Genomic DNA, 16677 nt, shown 5'->3' with positions numbered 1-16677 from the left:
GGAAAGTTTATCGGGCGCTTAAAGTGCCCTTAAAGTAATACTAATATGATGACCGCAAACTTTTTAGAGCAGAAGATGTGGCGCCGCAGTCTCGTCTTGCTATTGATAATTGCAGTTATTAGTTTTGCCGCCTACAAAATAGAAATTACCTTAACAGGAACGCCCAAACTTTCTAAGACTTATACGCCCGCCACACAGCCGACAGAACAAGAAATAGGCTCCTACGATCGGTTAGGCTTTGTAATTACTAAAGAAGATGCAGAAAGTTTGCGTCAAACACCAGAAGGACAAGAAGAATTGTCTCCAGAAAACGGCGCTGTTGCTATTACCGAAGACTTATTAAAACTCGGTCGCCAAGCATTTTATACAGAAACATTTGGCGGCGAATACTTTCAAAGCGATATAGCCGGCGCGCTAGACGGCCCAATTAATCCCGTGAGTTTGGGGAAGGCGATCGCGCGGCTGGGAGGCAAGCCGACAACTAATTTGCAAATACCATTAGATGAAGATGTAGAAATTGGCGGCAAACTCTTCAAAGCCGGCACATTACTCAACACGGGATTAGACATACCAAAAGGTTCAATTCTTCCCTTAGGAATGCGTACCAGCATCAAAGAAGGCAAGCTAAGAGTTGGCATTACTTGCGCTTTGTGTCACGCAACTGTAGACAGCAGCGGACGCATTTTAGAAGGCGCGCCCAACAGCGATATCAACACTGGTTTGCTGTTAGCATTCGGCACCAATTCAGCCGCCATGTTTCGCCAAACAGGGGTTAATCCCGCTCAAATTCCACCAGGAAAACATACATACATTAACGCCAGCCAAGAGATAGCATATTTGCCAGATGCAAAAGCACTAGAAGATGCAGTTGACGCACAACTGTTAGCATGGCCGCCGGGGAACTTCGATTCCACAGGCGATGTCGTTAACAATCCCTCCCAAATTCCCTCATCTTATACGTTTGAAAACTGGCCTTACGGTTGGAGCGGATTTGCTTCTGTCGGCTGGTTTCACGGATTGACAACCCTCAACAACAACGTCCACGCTACTAACTCGGATGCTACCACGGGTGCAGATTCCAGTTTGCCGCTAACAGGCATTGATAAAGAAACATATCTCGGCACGCTTCTGCAAAATGCAGCTAATCCATCATTTCGCTTGCCAGAAGGTGCCAAACCCTCAGAATTTTTCGACAAAATTGACCCGACACCGGGGGAACCTGGGATAAATCGAACTACCAAAATGCCCGGTTATCCGAAGGGTTCTATTTTTATGTTAGACGGATTGATGGCAAGCACGCCGGGACTGCCAGTTGCGGCGCAACTCAACGGAATGTCGGCTTGGCAAAACACGCTGGCACCGCCTCCCAATCAGTCGGTAAATGATGGGGAATCTGTGCGGCGGGGTGCGGAGGTTTTTGCAGGCTCTGGTTGCATAGATTGCCACAGCGGGCGATATTTTACTAATCACGATGTTGTCCGCGAACAGGAAATAAAATCTCAACCTTCTCGGGCAAAAGCACTGGCAAAATTCCCTTTAATTTTCACTTCGCCTCAAACTTATGCTAACAGCGAAACTGTGCCGATTTCGTCCAATGCACCTGTCTTAGATGTTCCTACAAATATCACGCCAAAACCATTGCAGCAGTTAGCTTATGCAACGAACAATCCGGCGGGAGGTTACAAAGTACCGAGTTTAATCGGACTTTATTTAACTGCACCTTATTTGCACGATGGAGGCGTGGCGGCGGGTACGGAGCCAGACCAACTCGGAATGGCAGGCACGTTAATGCAGAATATTAAACCCGATCCGGCGGCTAGTTTGCGGGTTTTGGTTGACAGGAACTTGCGGCAAAAAGCAATGGCGGCTAACCGCGCTAATTCGGATTTGCAAGCGACAAATGTTGACGGCAGCGGACACGAATACTGGGTAGATGAAAAAGCTGGTTATACTGCCCAAGAGCAAAATGATTTGATTCAATTTTTACTGTCAATTGATGATAGTCCTGAAGTCCTACCTTCCCAATCAAAGTAATTAAAAGTATGGCTGAAACGGTACTAATTACAGGTGCTTCCCAAGGCATCGGCAAAGCAACAGCTCTTTTGTTTGCTAGGAAAGGTTATGATGTTGTGCTGGCGGCGCGCCAGAGCGATCGCCTGGAAGCTTTGGCTCAACAGGTAAAAGCGATGGGCAGAAATGCTTGGGCTATTCCTGCTGATGTTAGAGATGCCGAACAAGTAAATTCACTGGTGCGCGCAGCGCTGGCTTGCTGCGGCAGTATAGACGTGCTAATTAACAATGCGGGCATCTACAGCTTGGGGCAAGTAGAGCAATATTCGTTGCAGGATTGGCACCAGATTATCGATACAAATTTGTGGGGATACATCCACACAATTCACGCGCTGCTGCCGCATTTTTTGGCGCGGGGCAGCGGTACAATTGTCAATGTGGGTTCGATCGGCGGCAAGATCCCGATCGCTTATCAAGTTCCTTACACTACTAGCAAATATGCTGTTACTGGATTGACGGAAGGATTGGCCGCGGAATTATCGGATAAAGGGATTCGAGTTTGCGGCGTGCATCCGAATTTTATCAAGACTGACTTGATGGAAAGAGCTATCTTTTTAGGGAAAGACGGGCAAGAAGTGCAGCAGCGACAGGAGTTAGTAAAAAAGGCGATCGAGAGTCCGCTGTTAGAAAATCCTGAAGATGTAGCAAAAGCTATTTGGCAGGCGGTTAAACACCCTCAATCTGAGATAATGGTTGGTTCGGCAAATGTGTCGCAGGCAAGTTATCGTTTGTTTCCGGGGTTGATGGATTGGATATTTAAGAAATTTTTTGGAATGAAAGATAATGGTTGAGAATTCCTAGTTTTCTTGAAAATGGGTAAAGTCAGCTTTGTTTGATACGATCTTTTATTGTCCTCATCATCTATTCTGAGGGCTGCACAAACAAAGCAAGGAAGGTTGAATGTTTAAATTGTACTGATGGCGGCGAGGTTTGGTCTTAACTCTTGTTTTTGCGATCGCCCTTACCTCGTCCGCGATTTTATCCCCGCCGGCACACCTCTTGGAAACCCCGGAGCAAAAACAGTTAGCTAACGAAAAATACGGCTGTAGCGCTGTCGAACACCTGCAAAGAATTGGTTGTTTGAGTCCCCGAACTTCCTTAGCGCACTGCGTTTGGCTGGACGATTCCGACATGGCGATTCTGGCAGAAACTGGAGCGACAGTCGTACACAATCCCCTCAGCAACTTGCGCCTGGGAAGCGGGATTGCACCGATTTTGAAATACCGTCAAGCCGGAGTCAACGTATCTTTTGGCTGCGACGGCGCTGCTAGCAATGACTCTCAAGATTTGCTGGAAGCGATTAAAATTGGTTCGATTTTGCACAATATCGCGGATTTGGATTACCGCCAATGGATTACACCGCGCCAGTCTGTAGAAATGGCATCCCTGGGAGGAGCAAAAGGCTTGAATCTTGCCGATGAAATGGGTTCTCTAACAGTCGGTAAAAAAGCAGATTTTGTGCTGTATGATTTAACCAGTTTATCATTGCTGCCGCGCACCGATCCGATCGGCTTGCTGATTTTGGGACGCCCGACTAACGCGGTAGACAGCGTTTGGGTAAACGGCAAGCAAATTGTCGCAGAAGGTAAGGTGAAAACGATCGATGTTGATGCTTTGAGACGGAAATTATTCGATCGCAGCGAGTGGACGAGCAAGCGTCAATCGCAAATAGTAAGTGAAATAGAAGCCCACTATCGAAAAGTCATGAACCTGCAAGGTTATTCTTAAAAAATTAACCAATAGAATATGATATCATGTCCGGTTAAATCACATAATTAGCGCCGGCACTAAAAATTAACGCAATCAACCTCACAAATCCCAATTACTCAGAAGCTCTAGCCATGACACCCCCTAACAACCAGATAAATGTAGACGCCAGACTTGTTGCAGCTAATACCAAATTTGCCTTTAAGTTGTTCAAGACCCTAAGCAAACAAGAGCCGAATAAAAATATCTTTATTTCCCCTACTTCTGTCGCCCTCGCACTGTCAATGACATACAACGGAGTCAGCGGAGAAACCAAACAAAAAATGACAAAAGTTCTCGAATTAACGGGAATGACTCCGCAAGAAATCAACGCAGCCCATCAAAATTTGCAAAACAGTTTGCAAAAAAATGACCCCAGTGTCCAAGTATCAATAGCCAACTCGCTTTGGGCAAAACAAGGCTTCTCCTTAAAAGCCGAATTTTTGCAAATAAATCAACAATACTACCAAGCCAATATTAGCGAAATAGACTTTCAGAGTCCGCAAGAAGCTCTCAGCATCATTAACAACTGGGTGAGCCAAAAAACTCAAGGAAAAATTGATAAAATAGTAACTAAAATTAACCATAATACACTCTTGTTTTTGATTAACGTCATCTATTTCAAAGGCAACTGGGAAACGCCCTTTGATAAATCTAAAACTACCAACAAAACTTTTTATTTAACAGGCAGCAGTTCCAAACAGCATCCCATGATGTCCCAGAGGGGCTTTTATCGGTGCTACGAAACAGACATTTTTCAAGCAGTCAGTTTATCTTACGGCGAAAAAGGCGCTCTGAGGATGTATATTTTCTTGCCAAACTCCAATACCAATTTGGTCACTTTCTCGCAGCACTTAACACCCAAAAACTGGGATAAATGGATGCAATAATTTAGAAAAATAAATGGTATAATTGAAATACCCCGCTTTAAAATAGAGTATGAAGTTGAACTCAAAAGCACACTCAAAGCTTTGGGAATGGCAGAAATTTTTAATATCTCAAAAGCCGATTTTTCTGCGCTGACTGATGACAACGTAGCAGTAGATTCAGTAAAACACAAAACATTTGTCGAAGTGAACGAAGAAGGTACAGAAGCAGCCGCCGCCACTTCCCTCAGGTCAAGCAGCAGATCTGCTGGATCGTTTTTTCAAATGAATGTAAACCGTCCATTCTTTTGTGCCATTCGAGACCATACTACAGGAACAATATTATTTATGGGTACCATCGTTGACCCCCAATAATATCAAAAATAGTAGGGGCGTCAGGAAATGTTCGATCGACTTTTAATAAAATAACCCTCGCTGACGCCCCCTAAAAAGCTAATTATACGGTAAAATATCAGTCTAAAAATAATCATATTTGCGACAAATTGATGATTAAATTGCACAAATGGCAGCGGATACTGGGTTTAATAGTTGTTTTTGCGATCGCCCTTACCTCCTCCGCGATTTTATCCCCGCGCCTCTTGGCTCAAACCCCGCCCCAAACCCCAACAACCGAATTGCGAGGCGTCTGGCTGACGAACATTGACAGCGAGGTGATATTCTCCCGCAACAACATCATTGACGCTGTAAATCGACTGGACAAACTCAATTTTAATACCATCTATCCCACGGTTTGGCAAGGAGGCTATACGCTTTATCCGAGTGAGGCCGCCCAACGAGTATTCGGACAGTCGATCGACCCATCGCCCGGATTGAAAGACCGAGATATCCTGAAAGAAATTATAGCACAATCCCGCCAAAAAGGTATAGCAGTAATCCCCTGGTTTGAGTTTGGTTTCATGGCTCCCGCCGAATCGGAATTAGCCACACTTTACCCCGACTGGCTGGCGCACAGGCGCGACGGTTCAACTATTTGGAAAGAAGGCGAACATGAGCGAGTTTGGCTGAATCCTTTTCATCCCGAAGTCCAGCAATTTATCTTAGATTTAATCCTAGAAATTGTCGATAATTATGATATAGATGGCATTCAATTTGACGACCATTTCGGCTTGCCAGTAGAATTTGGCTACGACCCGTTAACAGTGTCAATGTATCAGGAACAAATCAAAAGCCCTCCCTCCGACGACGCCCGCGAAACCTTCTGGGTGCGCTGGCGCGCTGACAAAATCAACGACTTCGTGGGCAGAGTTTCCCGCGCCATCAAATCCCGCAAAGAGAAATGTATTGTCAGCTTATCTCCGAACCCTTTTCACTTTTCTTTGCCCGCCCACTTGCAGGACTGGTTTACCTGGGAAAGACGCGACTACATCGACGAAATTGTGTTGCAGGTTTATCGCAGCGATCTCAAGCGTTTTAGTGCCGAACTGGAACGGGAAGAAGTGAAATTAGCTAAACTTCACATTCCAACGGCGATCGGCATTTTAACTGGTCTTAAAAATAATTCCGTGCCCCTAAAACAAATTCAAGAACAAGTGAAAGAAGTGCGAAAAAGAGATTTCGCTGGTGTGTCGTTCTTTTTCTACGAAAGTTTGTCGAATTGGGCTAGCGAAACCCCCGAACAGCGCAATTTAGCTTTGCAAGAATTCTTCCCCACAAAGATGCAGCGCCCGCCATCCGAAGGCAGAATTTGAAACCCACGCTTAAAATGAGAAAAAGCATACAGCGCTTAGGAATTGTCATTTTATCTTTGACCGCTTTCCTAACAATTGGCTCTCTCACTCCCAGAAAGTGGGGAAATTACTCGCAAGCAGATTGTACAATCTCTCTATACATTTCTCACCAAGGCATCCACACCGAAATCATTGTTCCAGTTAAAAATGAATATTTTGACTGGAATCAATTTTTACCGCTAACAGAAATAGGGCGGGATGCCACTTCGGATTATAAATATTTGTCTTTTGGCTGGGGAGATAGAGCTTTTATGCTGGAAACTTCCACCTCAGCAATCGTCAACCCAGTTACAGCTTTCAAGGCGCTATTTCTCCCTACTCCCTCTACCGTACACGTTGAAAGTTATCGGGTTGTCCCCCGAAATCTAGAAACCAAATGTGTGAAAATTAGTGGGGAAAATTATCTGAGGCTGGTGAATTTTATTAAAAATTCATTCCAATTAGACCCAGCAGGTAAGAAAATTAAAATTAGCTACGGCTACGACAACAGCGATAGTTTTTATGAAGCTAAAGGCAGTTACTCTCTTTTGAGAACTTGTAACGACTGGACGGCAGAAGCTTTGCAAAAAGCCGATGTCAATACTCCTTTATGGTCTACGCTTTCTTCTGCGATTATGTTTCATCTCAAGAGCAATTGCGACTGTCAAAAATAAATGATATTAGGTAATCCTAATAATATTTTTACTTGAGTTGATAAAATTGATAATTAATGATTATGTATGGGTGGAGTTCTTGCCTAAAGTTGCATTCTTTTTTTTAACTGGTATAATTAGCAATTTGAGGAAAAATTATGAATGTAATTCCAGCGATCGACTTATTGGATGGAAAATGCGTCAGATTGTATCAGGGAGACTACGCGAAGTCTCAAACTTTTAACGACAACCCCGTCGCAGTCGCCAGAGAGTGGGTAAATGAAGGCGCAACCATGCTGCATTTAGTAGACCTCGACGGCGCTAAAGCAGGTCATCCAGTCAACCAAGCAGCCATAGAAGCGATCGTCCGATCCGTAGACGTTCCCTGTCAAGTAGGTGGGGGAATGCGCGATCGCGCTTCTGTTGCTGCTATCCTCAATTTAGGCGTTCGGCGGGTGATTCTCGGCACTGTCGCCGTCGAACAACCGCAATTAGTCGGCGAATTGTGCGCCGAATTTCCCGGCAGAATTCTGGTGGGAATAGATGCCAGAAATGGTAAAGTTGCGACTAGAGGCTGGCTAGAAACTTCGGAAGTTTTAGCGACAGAATTGGCGCAAAAAATGGCTGAGTTAGGCGCGGCTGAAATTATTTACACCGACATTCACCGCGACGGTACTATGGAAGGACCGAATTTGGAATCTTTGCGCGAAATTGCTAACGCTATTTCGATTCCGGTGATTGCTTCCGGTGGCGTTAGTTCGATCGCAGATTTGTTGAGCTTGCTGGCTTTGGAACCAATTGGTGTCAAAAGTGCGATCGTCGGTAGGGCAATTTATACCGGCGATATCTTGCTAAAAGAAGCAATTCAAGCAGTCGGACAAGGGCGGTGGCAGGATGTACCGCCAGATTTGGGTTCTTCAAGCTTTGCTTGATAGTCATGTCAAGTTAACTGGCTACCCAATATGTAACAGTTATCAATTTTCCGACTCACAGTCAACAGTCAACAGTTAAGAGTTAACAGTCAGCGTAGAATCCGTCTTTCTTACCATCATCGTACCCATGTTTTTGAACCATACAATTACAGTTTTAAGTTCTGGGGTGGCATCCCTAGTTGCTCCCATACCTTTGTTAGCAACAGTCGAGGCAGAAAATTCGCCGATCGTCCTCAGCGGAGTTTTGCTCAGTTTGGTAGTGATTTATCTCGCCAGTAAATTAGGCGCGGAAGCGGCTAGAAACTTCGATTTTCCGCCGGTTTTGGGTGAACTTGTAGCAGGGGTAATTGTTGGCGTATCTGCTTTACACCTAATCATTTTTCCCGAAGCAGGGCTGTCAGCCTCAGACTCAGGGATTATGACAGTTCTGCAATCAATTAATCATCTGTCTCCTGCCGCCCTCACCAGTGTTTTTGAATCGCAGAGTGAAGTCATTTCAGTGCTGGCTGAATTAGGCGTGATTATTCTGCTGTTTGAGATTGGTTTGGAGTCGGATGTCAGACAACTAAAAGAAGTGGGGGTTCAAGCCGTCGTTGTCGCTTGTGCCGGCGTGGCAGTTCCCTTTGCCGCTGGTACTGCGGGCTTGATGATAATTTTCCACACGGCGGCGATTCCGGCGATTTTTGCGGGGGCTGCTTTGACGGCAACAAGCATCGGAATTACATCTAAAGTGTTGTCTGAACTAGGACGGCTGAAATCTAAAGAAGGTCAAATCATTGTCGGTGCGGCGGTGATTGATGATGTGTTGGGAATTATTGTCCTGGCTGTTGTCGCCAGTTTAGCGAAAACCGGTGAGATTGATGTGGTTAATGTCATCTATTTGATTGTCAGTGCCACTGCCTTTCTGTTGGGTTCTATTCTGTTGGGCGGCATCTTCAACAAAACCTTCACTGCGGTGGTGGAGACACTCAAAACTCGCGGCAATATAGTCATCCCGGCATTTATCTTTGCTTTCTTCATGGCTTTTCTGGGCAATGCAATTCATCTAGAAGCGATTTTGGGTGCGTTTGCGGCTGGTTTGGTGTTGGATGAAAGCGATGCCCGCAATGAGTTGGATGAATTGGTGAAACCCATCGCCGATTTATTTGTACCCATCTTTTTTGTAACCGTGGGAGCTCGGGCGGATTTGGGAGTTTTGAACCCAACAGTGCCGGATAATCGGGCGGGACTTTTGATTGCCGTATTTTTGGTTGTGGTTGCTATTTTGGGCAAGCTGGTGACTGGTTGGGTGGTGTTTGGTCTGCCGGAAATCAATCGATTGGCGATCGGAGTGGGGATGATTCCTCGGGGCGAAGTCGGGTTAGTTTTTGCCGGCATCGGTTCGGCGAGTGGGATTTTGGATAAACCGTTGGAAGTCTCGATTATTATCATGGTGATTCTGACGACTTTTTTGGCTCCGCCTTTTCTGCGGATTGCCTTTGGCGATACGGTAGAGCCTCCGGCTAGCGGGGAAATTTCTAGCGAGAAAATCGTTTGATTGAGGGAATTTGAGTCGGGGCGATCGACTGATTTACAAACAAATGTCGATCGTCCAAATTTATTTAGCCGTAATAAGTCCTAAGTTGTGAGAAGCGGCTACAACTTGACTTTCAACTCATAACAATTATCAGCGAGTTTAATCAGTTCGCCGAGGTCCCAGGTCCCCCGATCGTTCAAAAATTCCGCTAGTTGATTCGGGATGGCTTCTCGGCCCAGAAATGCCCCGCTGATGGCACAAGCCATTGCTGCGGTGGTATCCACATCGCCACCGACGGCGATGCCGGTGCAAAGAGTTTCCCAGTAATCTTGAGGCGTTCTCAAAAACGCATATAAACTCCACAAGACGCTACCAACTACAAAAGGGGAAATTCCTTGCCAAGAGTCCTTGTAGTTTAACGGGAGTCCAGCTCTAGAAATCAACTCTACGGCTGACTCTGGAGGCAATTTGACCCAATCAATCAAATCTTTGAGCAAAGCGGCAAAGGAAGAATCAACTTCTGCTACCCATTCGCTCAGTTGACGGAGAAATGGCTCAGTTTCAATCATCATGTCAGATTGAAGGGCGATCGCCACAGCCCCCGCAGAACACCGCGAATCTTGATGGGTGATGCGCCCTCGATCGCAAGCAGCTTGTACAAGCTGGGACGGGCGATCGTAGAATATTAAGCCGATCGGTCCAGCCCTCATCGCACTGCCATTACCAGCATTGGGAGCACGAGTACCAGCTTCTTGCCAAGCAACGCCCCGTATCAGGCGGTTTGCAGCTTCTTCTGTCGATCGACCCCGCCCGACAATGCGCTGCCCGGCGAAAATGTCAGCAATACGGGTGGCGTAGTCGCTGGGGTCGAATTCGCCACAAGCGACGTAGCGAAAGGAGGAGTTCGCGGGCGAGTTGGGAATCGTCGGTGTATTGACCAAAAGGCAAGCCGAAGCGATCGCGATCTTTAATTTTTTTGAGTCTAACTTCGTAGCGGACAAAGTTTTGGCAAACTTCCGGCGGATAGCCTTCTACTCTACAGCCTATAGCGTCGCCGAGACACTGACCGATCAGACAACCTCTAAATTGTTCCAGACGCGGTACTGTCATTTATCTAGGTTTAAGTAGGTCGATCTAATCTTATGTTAAATCCCCGAATTCTTAAACCCTGCGGGGAGCTGGACGCTGCCCATTTGTGTCAACTTAAGACTAAAATCATCTGTAATTCTGAATTTTAAAATTCATGTCTTCCTCGGTCTCTATCTCCCAGATGACCGAACATGAGTCCGAAAATAACCCAGAGTAATATCAGCCATAAAAAATGTTAATTTCGGTGAATTTTGGCGTGGGTCATGGACTTTTTTTGAGTCAGCAGATTAGAGTCAGCATATATATAGCGCAATACGCTTGGGTTAAAACTGTTTATTCCTCGGATATCCCCCTAAATCCCCCTTAAGAAGGGAAACGCAAGAGTAAGTTCTTGTCCCCCCCTTCTTAAGGGGGGCTAGGGGGGATCGGGCTTAACTGAACCGTCTTGATATATAGCGGTTCCATCGCGTGGTGAGGTATGCCCTGTGCGGGCCTGTTTGCCCCATGCCCCATGCCCCTGCCCCATGCCCCATGCCCTGTGTAAGTCCCCTCATCAGAGCGATTGAAAATGCCAAGTATTCCTGCTGTGTTGGCAAGAGCAACTTTTATCGATCGCCTCTACGGATGCAAATGCTTAGAATACATTTTACTCAGCCACTTTAATATCCTGCTCTTCCTGGGGTTCTTTCGTAAGTCCTAATTTAGATAAATCAGTTAATTCCATAATAATATCCGTTTTAAAACTCAGCGTTAAATCTTTGAGGGCATTGGCGATCGCCACTTGAGAAGTAGGTATTTGTTCAATTAATTGCAGCAGGAGATCCCCATCACAATAGTACGCCGCATCATACATTTGCTGCAACCATTCGGGGGGCATCATTCCTAAAGAATCTCTAGACAATTCAACCCTCAGCAGTGAAGAAGACTCTTGAGAGGTAAGGGGCGAGATGCGATTTTCTTTATTATCCTCTAGCTGCAGTATCTCCGTTAACATTTGTAATAACTGTGCGATCGTGTAAGGTTTTAACAAAAATGTTTTGACATTAGCATCTAATGCCAGCTTTCTGTTAGCCAGAAGTCCGCTAGTCCCAATGATATTCACCCGAGGATTAATTTTTTGCAACGCGCGTATTGCGGAAACACCATCTAATTTTGGCATCATCATATCCATTAAAACTACACTAATTTCCTGTTGATGTTCCCTATAGAGATCGAGGGCTTCAAGCCCATCACTAGCGAGTATTGTTCTGTAGTTATAGTTTTCTAGAGAAGTCTGTGTTATCTCTCGAATAGAGGCTTCATCATCAACAATTAAAATCCACTCGCCCTTACCTCTACGCATTGCTTGTTCTACAGTTGTGAGGCTCACTTCTCCCTCTATAGCTGGTAAGAAAACCTGAAATTCTGTACCCTTACCCAACTCGCTATAAACCTTGACAAAACCGCCATGATTTTTGACAATCCCCATTACTGTTGATAATCCTAGCCCTGTTCCTTTGCCAACTTCCTTGGTAGTGAAAAATGGGTCAAAAATTCGGTTTAACAATTCTGGCGGAATACCAATTCCTGTATCAGCCACCGTCACAGCCACATAACAGCCTGCTTTTGCTTCCAAATTCATCAGGGCATCATCTTCATCCAATGGGCGATTTTCGGCAGAGATGGTCAAACTTCCTCCTGATGGCATGGCATCCCTAGCGTTAATCATCAGATTCATAAATACTTGGTGTATCTGGGTAGTATCACCCGATATTGTCCATAGTTCCAGTGCGGGAACTTTAGTCGAAATAGTTATTGATTTGGGAAATGTTTGTTGAACAATACCGATCACTTCTAGGAGCAAATAACCTAGTTGTAATATTACAGATTCACCATCCGTTGCTCGACTAAAAAGAAGAATTTGCTTGACCAACTCTGCCCCACGTTTAGCACTACCCGAAAGCAGTCTTAACAGTCTTTGTGTCGGTTCATTCATATTGGTAATTTTGAGAGGAAGCAGTTGACTAGCTCCCAAAATCGGGGTAAGAATGTTATTTAAATCATGTGCAATTCCACTTGCTAACGTTCCTAAACTCTCTAATCGCTGGGCATGGTAAAACTGTTTTTCAAGTAGTTTTTTGTCACTAATATCACTATTAACAACGAGGATAGATCGGGATTGGGAAAATAGATTATTTATCAGTGTTTTACGACTTTCTACGATTATATTCTTACCTGTTTTAGTAAGTTGCTCTATTTCTCCCTGCCAACTGCCTTGCTCGGTAGTGATTTGGATCGCCTTAGTTAGTTTACACGGTTGATTAAATAAGGTTTGAGTTTTCTGCCCTATAACTTCCGCTTCTGCCCAACCATATAAACGTTCAGCTCCTTTATTCCAAAATAAAATACGATCGTCTAAATCCTTTACAAAAATTGCATCACTAGCAATATCAATTAAGGCTGCTTGTTCCGCAATTTTTTGCTCTGTTTCTTTACGTTGGGTAATATCCGTAATAATTTCTAGGCCCACCCAACAATCTTGTTCTTTATCCCATTCAGCAACATAGTTTGAGGCAAGCCATCGAAGAGTGCGATCGCCATGCAAAAACCGATATTCGATAATACCCGAGCGCCCCGCTTGAATATTTTCGATAAATGAGGCGAGCGTTTTTTCTCGATCTTCGGGCAATATATTCGCTATGATTAAGGCTGAATCTGCTTGCACTGCTTCTAAGCTATAGCCAAAAACTTGTTGAGTGCCGCCTGTCCAAGAATCAATCTCTAAAGTACCATCCTTCAAAAGACGAAAGTTTTTAATAACGGCGATCGCGCTGTTGAGAATCTGACTGAGTTTCGCAGATTCTTTTATTTTAGATTCTGTAATATCAGTAACAATAATAATATTAACTAAAATCTCATCGAGCTGAAGTTGTTTAAACGATAATTTAACAGGTACTTCCTGATTTCCCGTCGCTGTGATCAAAGATAATTCTCTAGTGAGAAGTTTTTCAGGATGAACCTGCTGCAAAAGTAGTAAAAATGCTTTTTTCTCCTTGGGAGAAATAAAATTTTCTAATTGAGAGCCGATCAGATTTTTTAAAGGATAATTTAAGAGTTCTGAGAGTCGCCTATTACAGTACAAAATCAAACCTTCAGAAGATATGGTAGCCGCTCCTTCGCCCATTTGTTCCACTAAACACTGATAAACATAATCTGCCCCCTGAAGCGTAAAAACTCGCTCTCCTCCCTGCGTAGAAACCACCACTGCATCAACTTCCCCACAACGAATCGCCTGCAACGTTTCTTCCGCTACATTTAGGCGTTCCTGCACCTCTGCCAATTTCCGATGTAGGGTTTCGACTTCTGGGCTCATTTTTTTAAGAGGGGTGAGAGAATCATTCATTATTTTGCTCTCCAATTATTTTTTCTTAGGCACAAGATTAAGACCAATTAAGACTTTTTCTGTATTCGATAAATTGCCAATCATCTTTTGTAAGGGTAGAGGTAACTTTTTGATCAATGTGGGAACAGCCACAATGTTCTCCGCAATAACAGCTTCTTTCTGTTGATAAATATCAATGACTTCTAACTCATAACGCCCTTGGAGATGTTCCTCACAAATTTTTTTGATATTTTTCAACGCCGTCACCGATTGGATCGTTGTACCTGAAATATAAAGACGTAGGGTATAATGCTCTTCCTTTGATTGGGACAGGGACTGTTCAAAAAATTCTGTGGTTGTTGGTTTAACATCTTCGGAGTCAATCATTGTTAGTACCTCTATCTTGAGTTATTGTTCATCGACTCGACGAAGAATTTGCAGTCCTACCAGAACTTTTTCAGTATTTGATAAATCACCAATAATCTTTTTAATCGGTTCTGGCAATTTTCTAACGAGAGTCGGTAAAGCAACGATGCTATCTTCTATGGCTAGCTGCGGTTGTTGACTTAAGTCAATAATTTCAATGGTATATTGACCGTGAAGATATTCCTCACATATCTTCTTCAAATTGGCAAAAGCAACGAGAGATTTAGGTGTCTGTCCCGCCACATATAACCGCATTCGCCAAAGCTGTGACCCTTGTGTGTTAGTGGGCTGTGATAAATTATCTGTTAAATAATCTGTCATGTTTTTGATCCTTAGAGATAGGTTTTAGGGATTAAAATGACGTAATCTTGCCATAAACGTTCGATTTTCCAGCACCGCTTTTTCTTCCTCTTGTTCTTCTTTAAGCAGCAAATCTAACTCCGCATCTCGATTGAGCAATTGCATTTTTAGAGCATCGATCTGAGCTTGTACGATTTTTTTCTCTTGTTCATACTCCCGTTTTTTTTGTTCAAAATTCTGTCGGCGTTTTTTAGCTGCAGATTGTTCCTTCATTTCTTGATTGAGTCTTTCCGTTCCTGTTAATACCTTGCCCTCTCCCAAGTAAACCTCGACTAACTTTACACCTTGATTAGTTACGATAAATTCCCGTACTTGATTAGAGTGCATCATACCACGAGATTTGAGGGCATAGAGAATCCGATTGCGCTCCCCATTCACCTTGAGCATTTGGAGCTCTAACCAAGTATCCATCAGAGAGGAAACACCCACTTCTGTCTGTTCGTGGTCATGGTCAGCATCACCCGCCGTTAAGTTGGTCATAAAAACGGTTATTTGCTTGCTCTTTAAATAATCAATTAAACGCATGAAAAAGTTTTTTGTTTGCATCAAACTCCCAGTCAAAATGAGATTACTCATCGGATCGATGATGAGCGTGCTTGGTTGAAATTCTTGGACCCAGCGATGGATTTTAAACAAACGCATTTCTAAATTGTAGTTAGTGGGACGTACCGCATCAAATTGCAATAATCCCTGCTCTACATAGGGGGCTAAATCAAGACCAATCGAGTTTAAATTGCGGAGTATTTGTTGGGGGGATTCTTCTGTGGCGAGATATAAACACCGTTCGCCTCTCAGGCAGGTTCCTTGGGCAAAATAAGCGGACAGCGTTGTTTTTCCCGTTCCAGCCCTGCCTGTGACAAGAATACTGCTACCCCGATAGTAGCCCTGCCCGCCAAACATTTCATCAAGTTGCGCGATACCCGTTGAGATGCGCTCATTAGAAACCACATGGTCTAATTTTAATGAAGTAACGGGTAAGACCGAGATACCATTTTCTTCAATTAAAAAAGGATATTCATTATTACTATGACGAGAGCCGCGATACTTGACAACTTGAAGGGTTCTTGTGGCGATGTCTTCAAAGGTTTTTTGATCTAATTTGATCACACAATCCGAAACGTATTCTTCTAAACCTTGACGAGTTAAGGTGCGATCTCCTCGCTCCCCTGTGATCACGGCTGTCACACCTTGGTCTTTTAACCAATGAAATAAACGGCGTATTTCTGCTCGGACAATGTTGGCATTTTCTAAACCAGAAAACAAGACTTCTATCGTGTCTAAAAGAACCCGTTTAGCGCTAATTTTTTTGATCGCATAGCCGAGACGAAGAAATAGGGCTTCTAGGTCATATTCTCCTGTTTCCTCAATTTCGCTGGGTTCAATATAAATATGATCTATTAATATTTTGCCTTCAGCAATTAACTGATTTAAATTCCACCCTAAAGAGGCGACGTTTTTGGTAATTTCTGACGCAGTTTCTTCAAAGGTGACTAAAACCCCTGGTTCTCCGTACCGCGTTGCTCCGCGCACGAGAAACTCCACACCAAATAAGGTCTTACCGCAACCAGCAGAACCACAGATTAAAGTTGGTCTGCCTTGGGGCAAGCCTCCATCGGTGATTTCATCGAGTCCCTGAATTCCCGTTGGGCATTTGGATAATTGTAACTCGTGAATTTTATCCATAAAATTTTAAAAATTCCTTTTTGATAGGAGTTACGTAAGCGCACAACTATCCTACCTGTGACACTATAGGAATTTGTGCTAGTGTCTTGATTCAATAGTCCGGACAGTTTTTAGTTCGTACTCTGAAACCCTCGATTTGCCGTTGGTAGCGAACTTGCCTAATCGCATTGAAACCCTTATTCTACGGTTGGCAATCAAAAACTGTCCGAAGTATTGTTGGTTACCTGTATATGATTAAAAATAGCACA

13 protein-coding genes and 1 pseudogene are annotated in these 16677 nt (G+C 44.1%); 8 read left to right on the top strand and 6 right to left on the bottom strand.

What is annotated here, in order from left to right:
* Window positions 1-45: 45 nt before the first annotated feature.
* The 8 genes and pseudogenes from QUB56_RS12535 (at window position 46) to QUB56_RS12500 (ending at window position 9531) form a co-directional block, all read left to right on the top strand.
* On the top strand, window positions 46-2034 hold the full coding sequence (locus tag QUB56_RS12535; protein ID WP_332955527.1) for a hypothetical protein: 1989 nt from the start codon (window positions 46-48) through the stop codon (window positions 2032-2034).
* Between the two features lie 8 nt (window positions 2035-2042).
* Window positions 2043-2861, top strand: a complete 819-nt coding sequence (locus QUB56_RS12530; protein WP_332955525.1) for an SDR family oxidoreductase — start codon at window positions 2043-2045, stop codon at window positions 2859-2861.
* 139 nt (window positions 2862-3000) lie between these two features.
* A complete protein-coding gene (locus QUB56_RS12525; RefSeq protein ID WP_332955523.1) occupies window positions 3001-3798 on the top strand; it encodes an amidohydrolase family protein in 798 nt (265 codons plus the stop codon).
* A 113-nt stretch (window positions 3799-3911) separates the two neighbouring features.
* Window positions 3912-5057, top strand: a pseudogene (locus QUB56_RS12520) (serpin family protein).
* Window positions 5058-5188: 131 nt separating this feature from the next.
* Complete coding sequence (locus QUB56_RS12515; RefSeq protein ID WP_332955521.1) at window positions 5189-6391, top strand: glycoside hydrolase family 10 protein; 1203 nt, start codon at window positions 5189-5191, stop codon at window positions 6389-6391.
* Window positions 6392-6405: 14 nt separating this feature from the next.
* Window positions 6406-7083 carry a TIGR02117 family protein gene (locus QUB56_RS12510; RefSeq protein WP_332955519.1) on the top strand — a complete coding sequence of 226 codons (678 nt, stop codon included), beginning with the start codon at window positions 6406-6408 and terminating at the stop codon, window positions 7081-7083.
* 137 nt (window positions 7084-7220) lie between these two features.
* The gene (hisA, locus tag QUB56_RS12505; RefSeq protein WP_332955518.1) at window positions 7221-7994 is read left to right on the top strand and encodes a 1-(5-phosphoribosyl)-5-[(5-phosphoribosylamino)methylideneamino]imidazole-4-carboxamide isomerase; all 774 of its coding nucleotides are present in this window, start codon (window positions 7221-7223) and stop codon (window positions 7992-7994) included.
* A 127-nt stretch (window positions 7995-8121) separates the two neighbouring features.
* The gene (locus tag QUB56_RS12500) at window positions 8122-9531 is read left to right on the top strand and encodes a cation:proton antiporter (RefSeq protein WP_332955517.1); all 1410 of its coding nucleotides are present in this window, start codon (window positions 8122-8124) and stop codon (window positions 9529-9531) included.
* A gap of 98 nt (window positions 9532-9629) precedes the next feature.
* Here QUB56_RS12500 and QUB56_RS12495 read toward each other — a convergent pair whose 3' ends face one another.
* The 6 genes from QUB56_RS12495 to kaiC form a co-directional block, all read right to left on the bottom strand.
* Window positions 9630-10451: an ADP-ribosylglycohydrolase family protein gene (locus tag QUB56_RS12495; protein WP_332955515.1), complete on the bottom strand. Its 822-nt coding sequence runs from the start codon at window positions 10449-10451 to the stop codon at window positions 9630-9632.
* Entirely contained in the window at window positions 10348-10620 is a 273-nt protein-coding gene (locus QUB56_RS12490) for an ADP-ribosylglycohydrolase family protein (protein WP_332955513.1), read from the bottom strand. The genes QUB56_RS12495 and QUB56_RS12490 overlap by 104 nt, the downstream gene beginning before the upstream one ends.
* Before the next feature lie 625 nt (window positions 10621-11245).
* Window positions 11246-13981, bottom strand: coding sequence for a PAS domain S-box protein (locus QUB56_RS12485; RefSeq protein WP_332955511.1), 2736 nt, complete (start codon window positions 13979-13981; stop codon window positions 11246-11248).
* A 15-nt stretch (window positions 13982-13996) separates the two neighbouring features.
* Window positions 13997-14347: a circadian clock KaiB family protein gene (locus tag QUB56_RS12480; protein ID WP_332955510.1), complete on the bottom strand. Its 351-nt coding sequence runs from the start codon at window positions 14345-14347 to the stop codon at window positions 13997-13999.
* Window positions 14348-14368: 21 nt separating this feature from the next.
* Entirely contained in the window at window positions 14369-14707 is a 339-nt protein-coding gene (locus tag QUB56_RS12475) for a circadian clock KaiB family protein (RefSeq protein ID WP_332955509.1), read from the bottom strand.
* Window positions 14708-14731: 24 nt separating this feature from the next.
* A complete protein-coding gene (gene kaiC, locus QUB56_RS12470) occupies window positions 14732-16429 on the bottom strand; it encodes a circadian clock protein KaiC (RefSeq protein WP_332955508.1) in 1698 nt (565 codons plus the stop codon).
* Window positions 16430-16677 lie beyond the last annotated feature (248 nt).

The sequence above is a fragment of the Microcoleus sp. AR_TQ3_B6 genome, from assembly GCF_036702785.1.
In the GTDB taxonomy this organism is placed as follows: Bacteria; Cyanobacteriota; Cyanobacteriia; order Cyanobacteriales; family Microcoleaceae; genus Microcoleus.
Note: the sequence above shows the minus strand (reverse complement) of the source record. Positions and strands in the feature narration are given on the sequence as shown.

What these genes read in the sequence shown, in the direction of transcription:
- QUB56_RS12515 (WP_332955521.1), top strand. Translation starts at nt 5,189, where the DNA reads ATGATTAAATTGCACAAATGGCAGCGGATACTGGGTTTAATAGTTGTT.
- QUB56_RS12500 (WP_332955517.1), top strand. Translation starts at nt 8,122, where the DNA reads ATGTTTTTGAACCATACAATTACAGTTTTAAGTTCTGGGGTGGCATCC.
- QUB56_RS12535 (WP_332955527.1), top strand. Translation starts at nt 46, where the DNA reads ATGATGACCGCAAACTTTTTAGAGCAGAAGATGTGGCGCCGCAGTCTC.
- QUB56_RS12490 (WP_332955513.1), bottom strand. Translation starts at nt 10,620, where the DNA reads ATGACAGTACCGCGTCTGGAACAATTTAGAGGTTGTCTGATCGGTCAG.
- QUB56_RS12485 (WP_332955511.1), bottom strand. Translation starts at nt 13,981, where the DNA reads ATGAATGATTCTCTCACCCCTCTTAAAAAAATGAGCCCAGAAGTCGAA.
- QUB56_RS12510 (WP_332955519.1), top strand. Translation starts at nt 6,406, where the DNA reads ATGAGAAAAAGCATACAGCGCTTAGGAATTGTCATTTTATCTTTGACC.
- kaiC (WP_332955508.1), bottom strand. Translation starts at nt 16,429, where the DNA reads ATGGATAAAATTCACGAGTTACAATTATCCAAATGCCCAACGGGAATT.
- hisA (WP_332955518.1), top strand. Translation starts at nt 7,221, where the DNA reads ATGAATGTAATTCCAGCGATCGACTTATTGGATGGAAAATGCGTCAGA.
- QUB56_RS12475 (WP_332955509.1), bottom strand. Translation starts at nt 14,707, where the DNA reads ATGACAGATTATTTAACAGATAATTTATCACAGCCCACTAACACACAA.
- QUB56_RS12530 (WP_332955525.1), top strand. Translation starts at nt 2,043, where the DNA reads ATGGCTGAAACGGTACTAATTACAGGTGCTTCCCAAGGCATCGGCAAA.
- QUB56_RS12480 (WP_332955510.1), bottom strand. Translation starts at nt 14,347, where the DNA reads ATGATTGACTCCGAAGATGTTAAACCAACAACCACAGAATTTTTTGAA.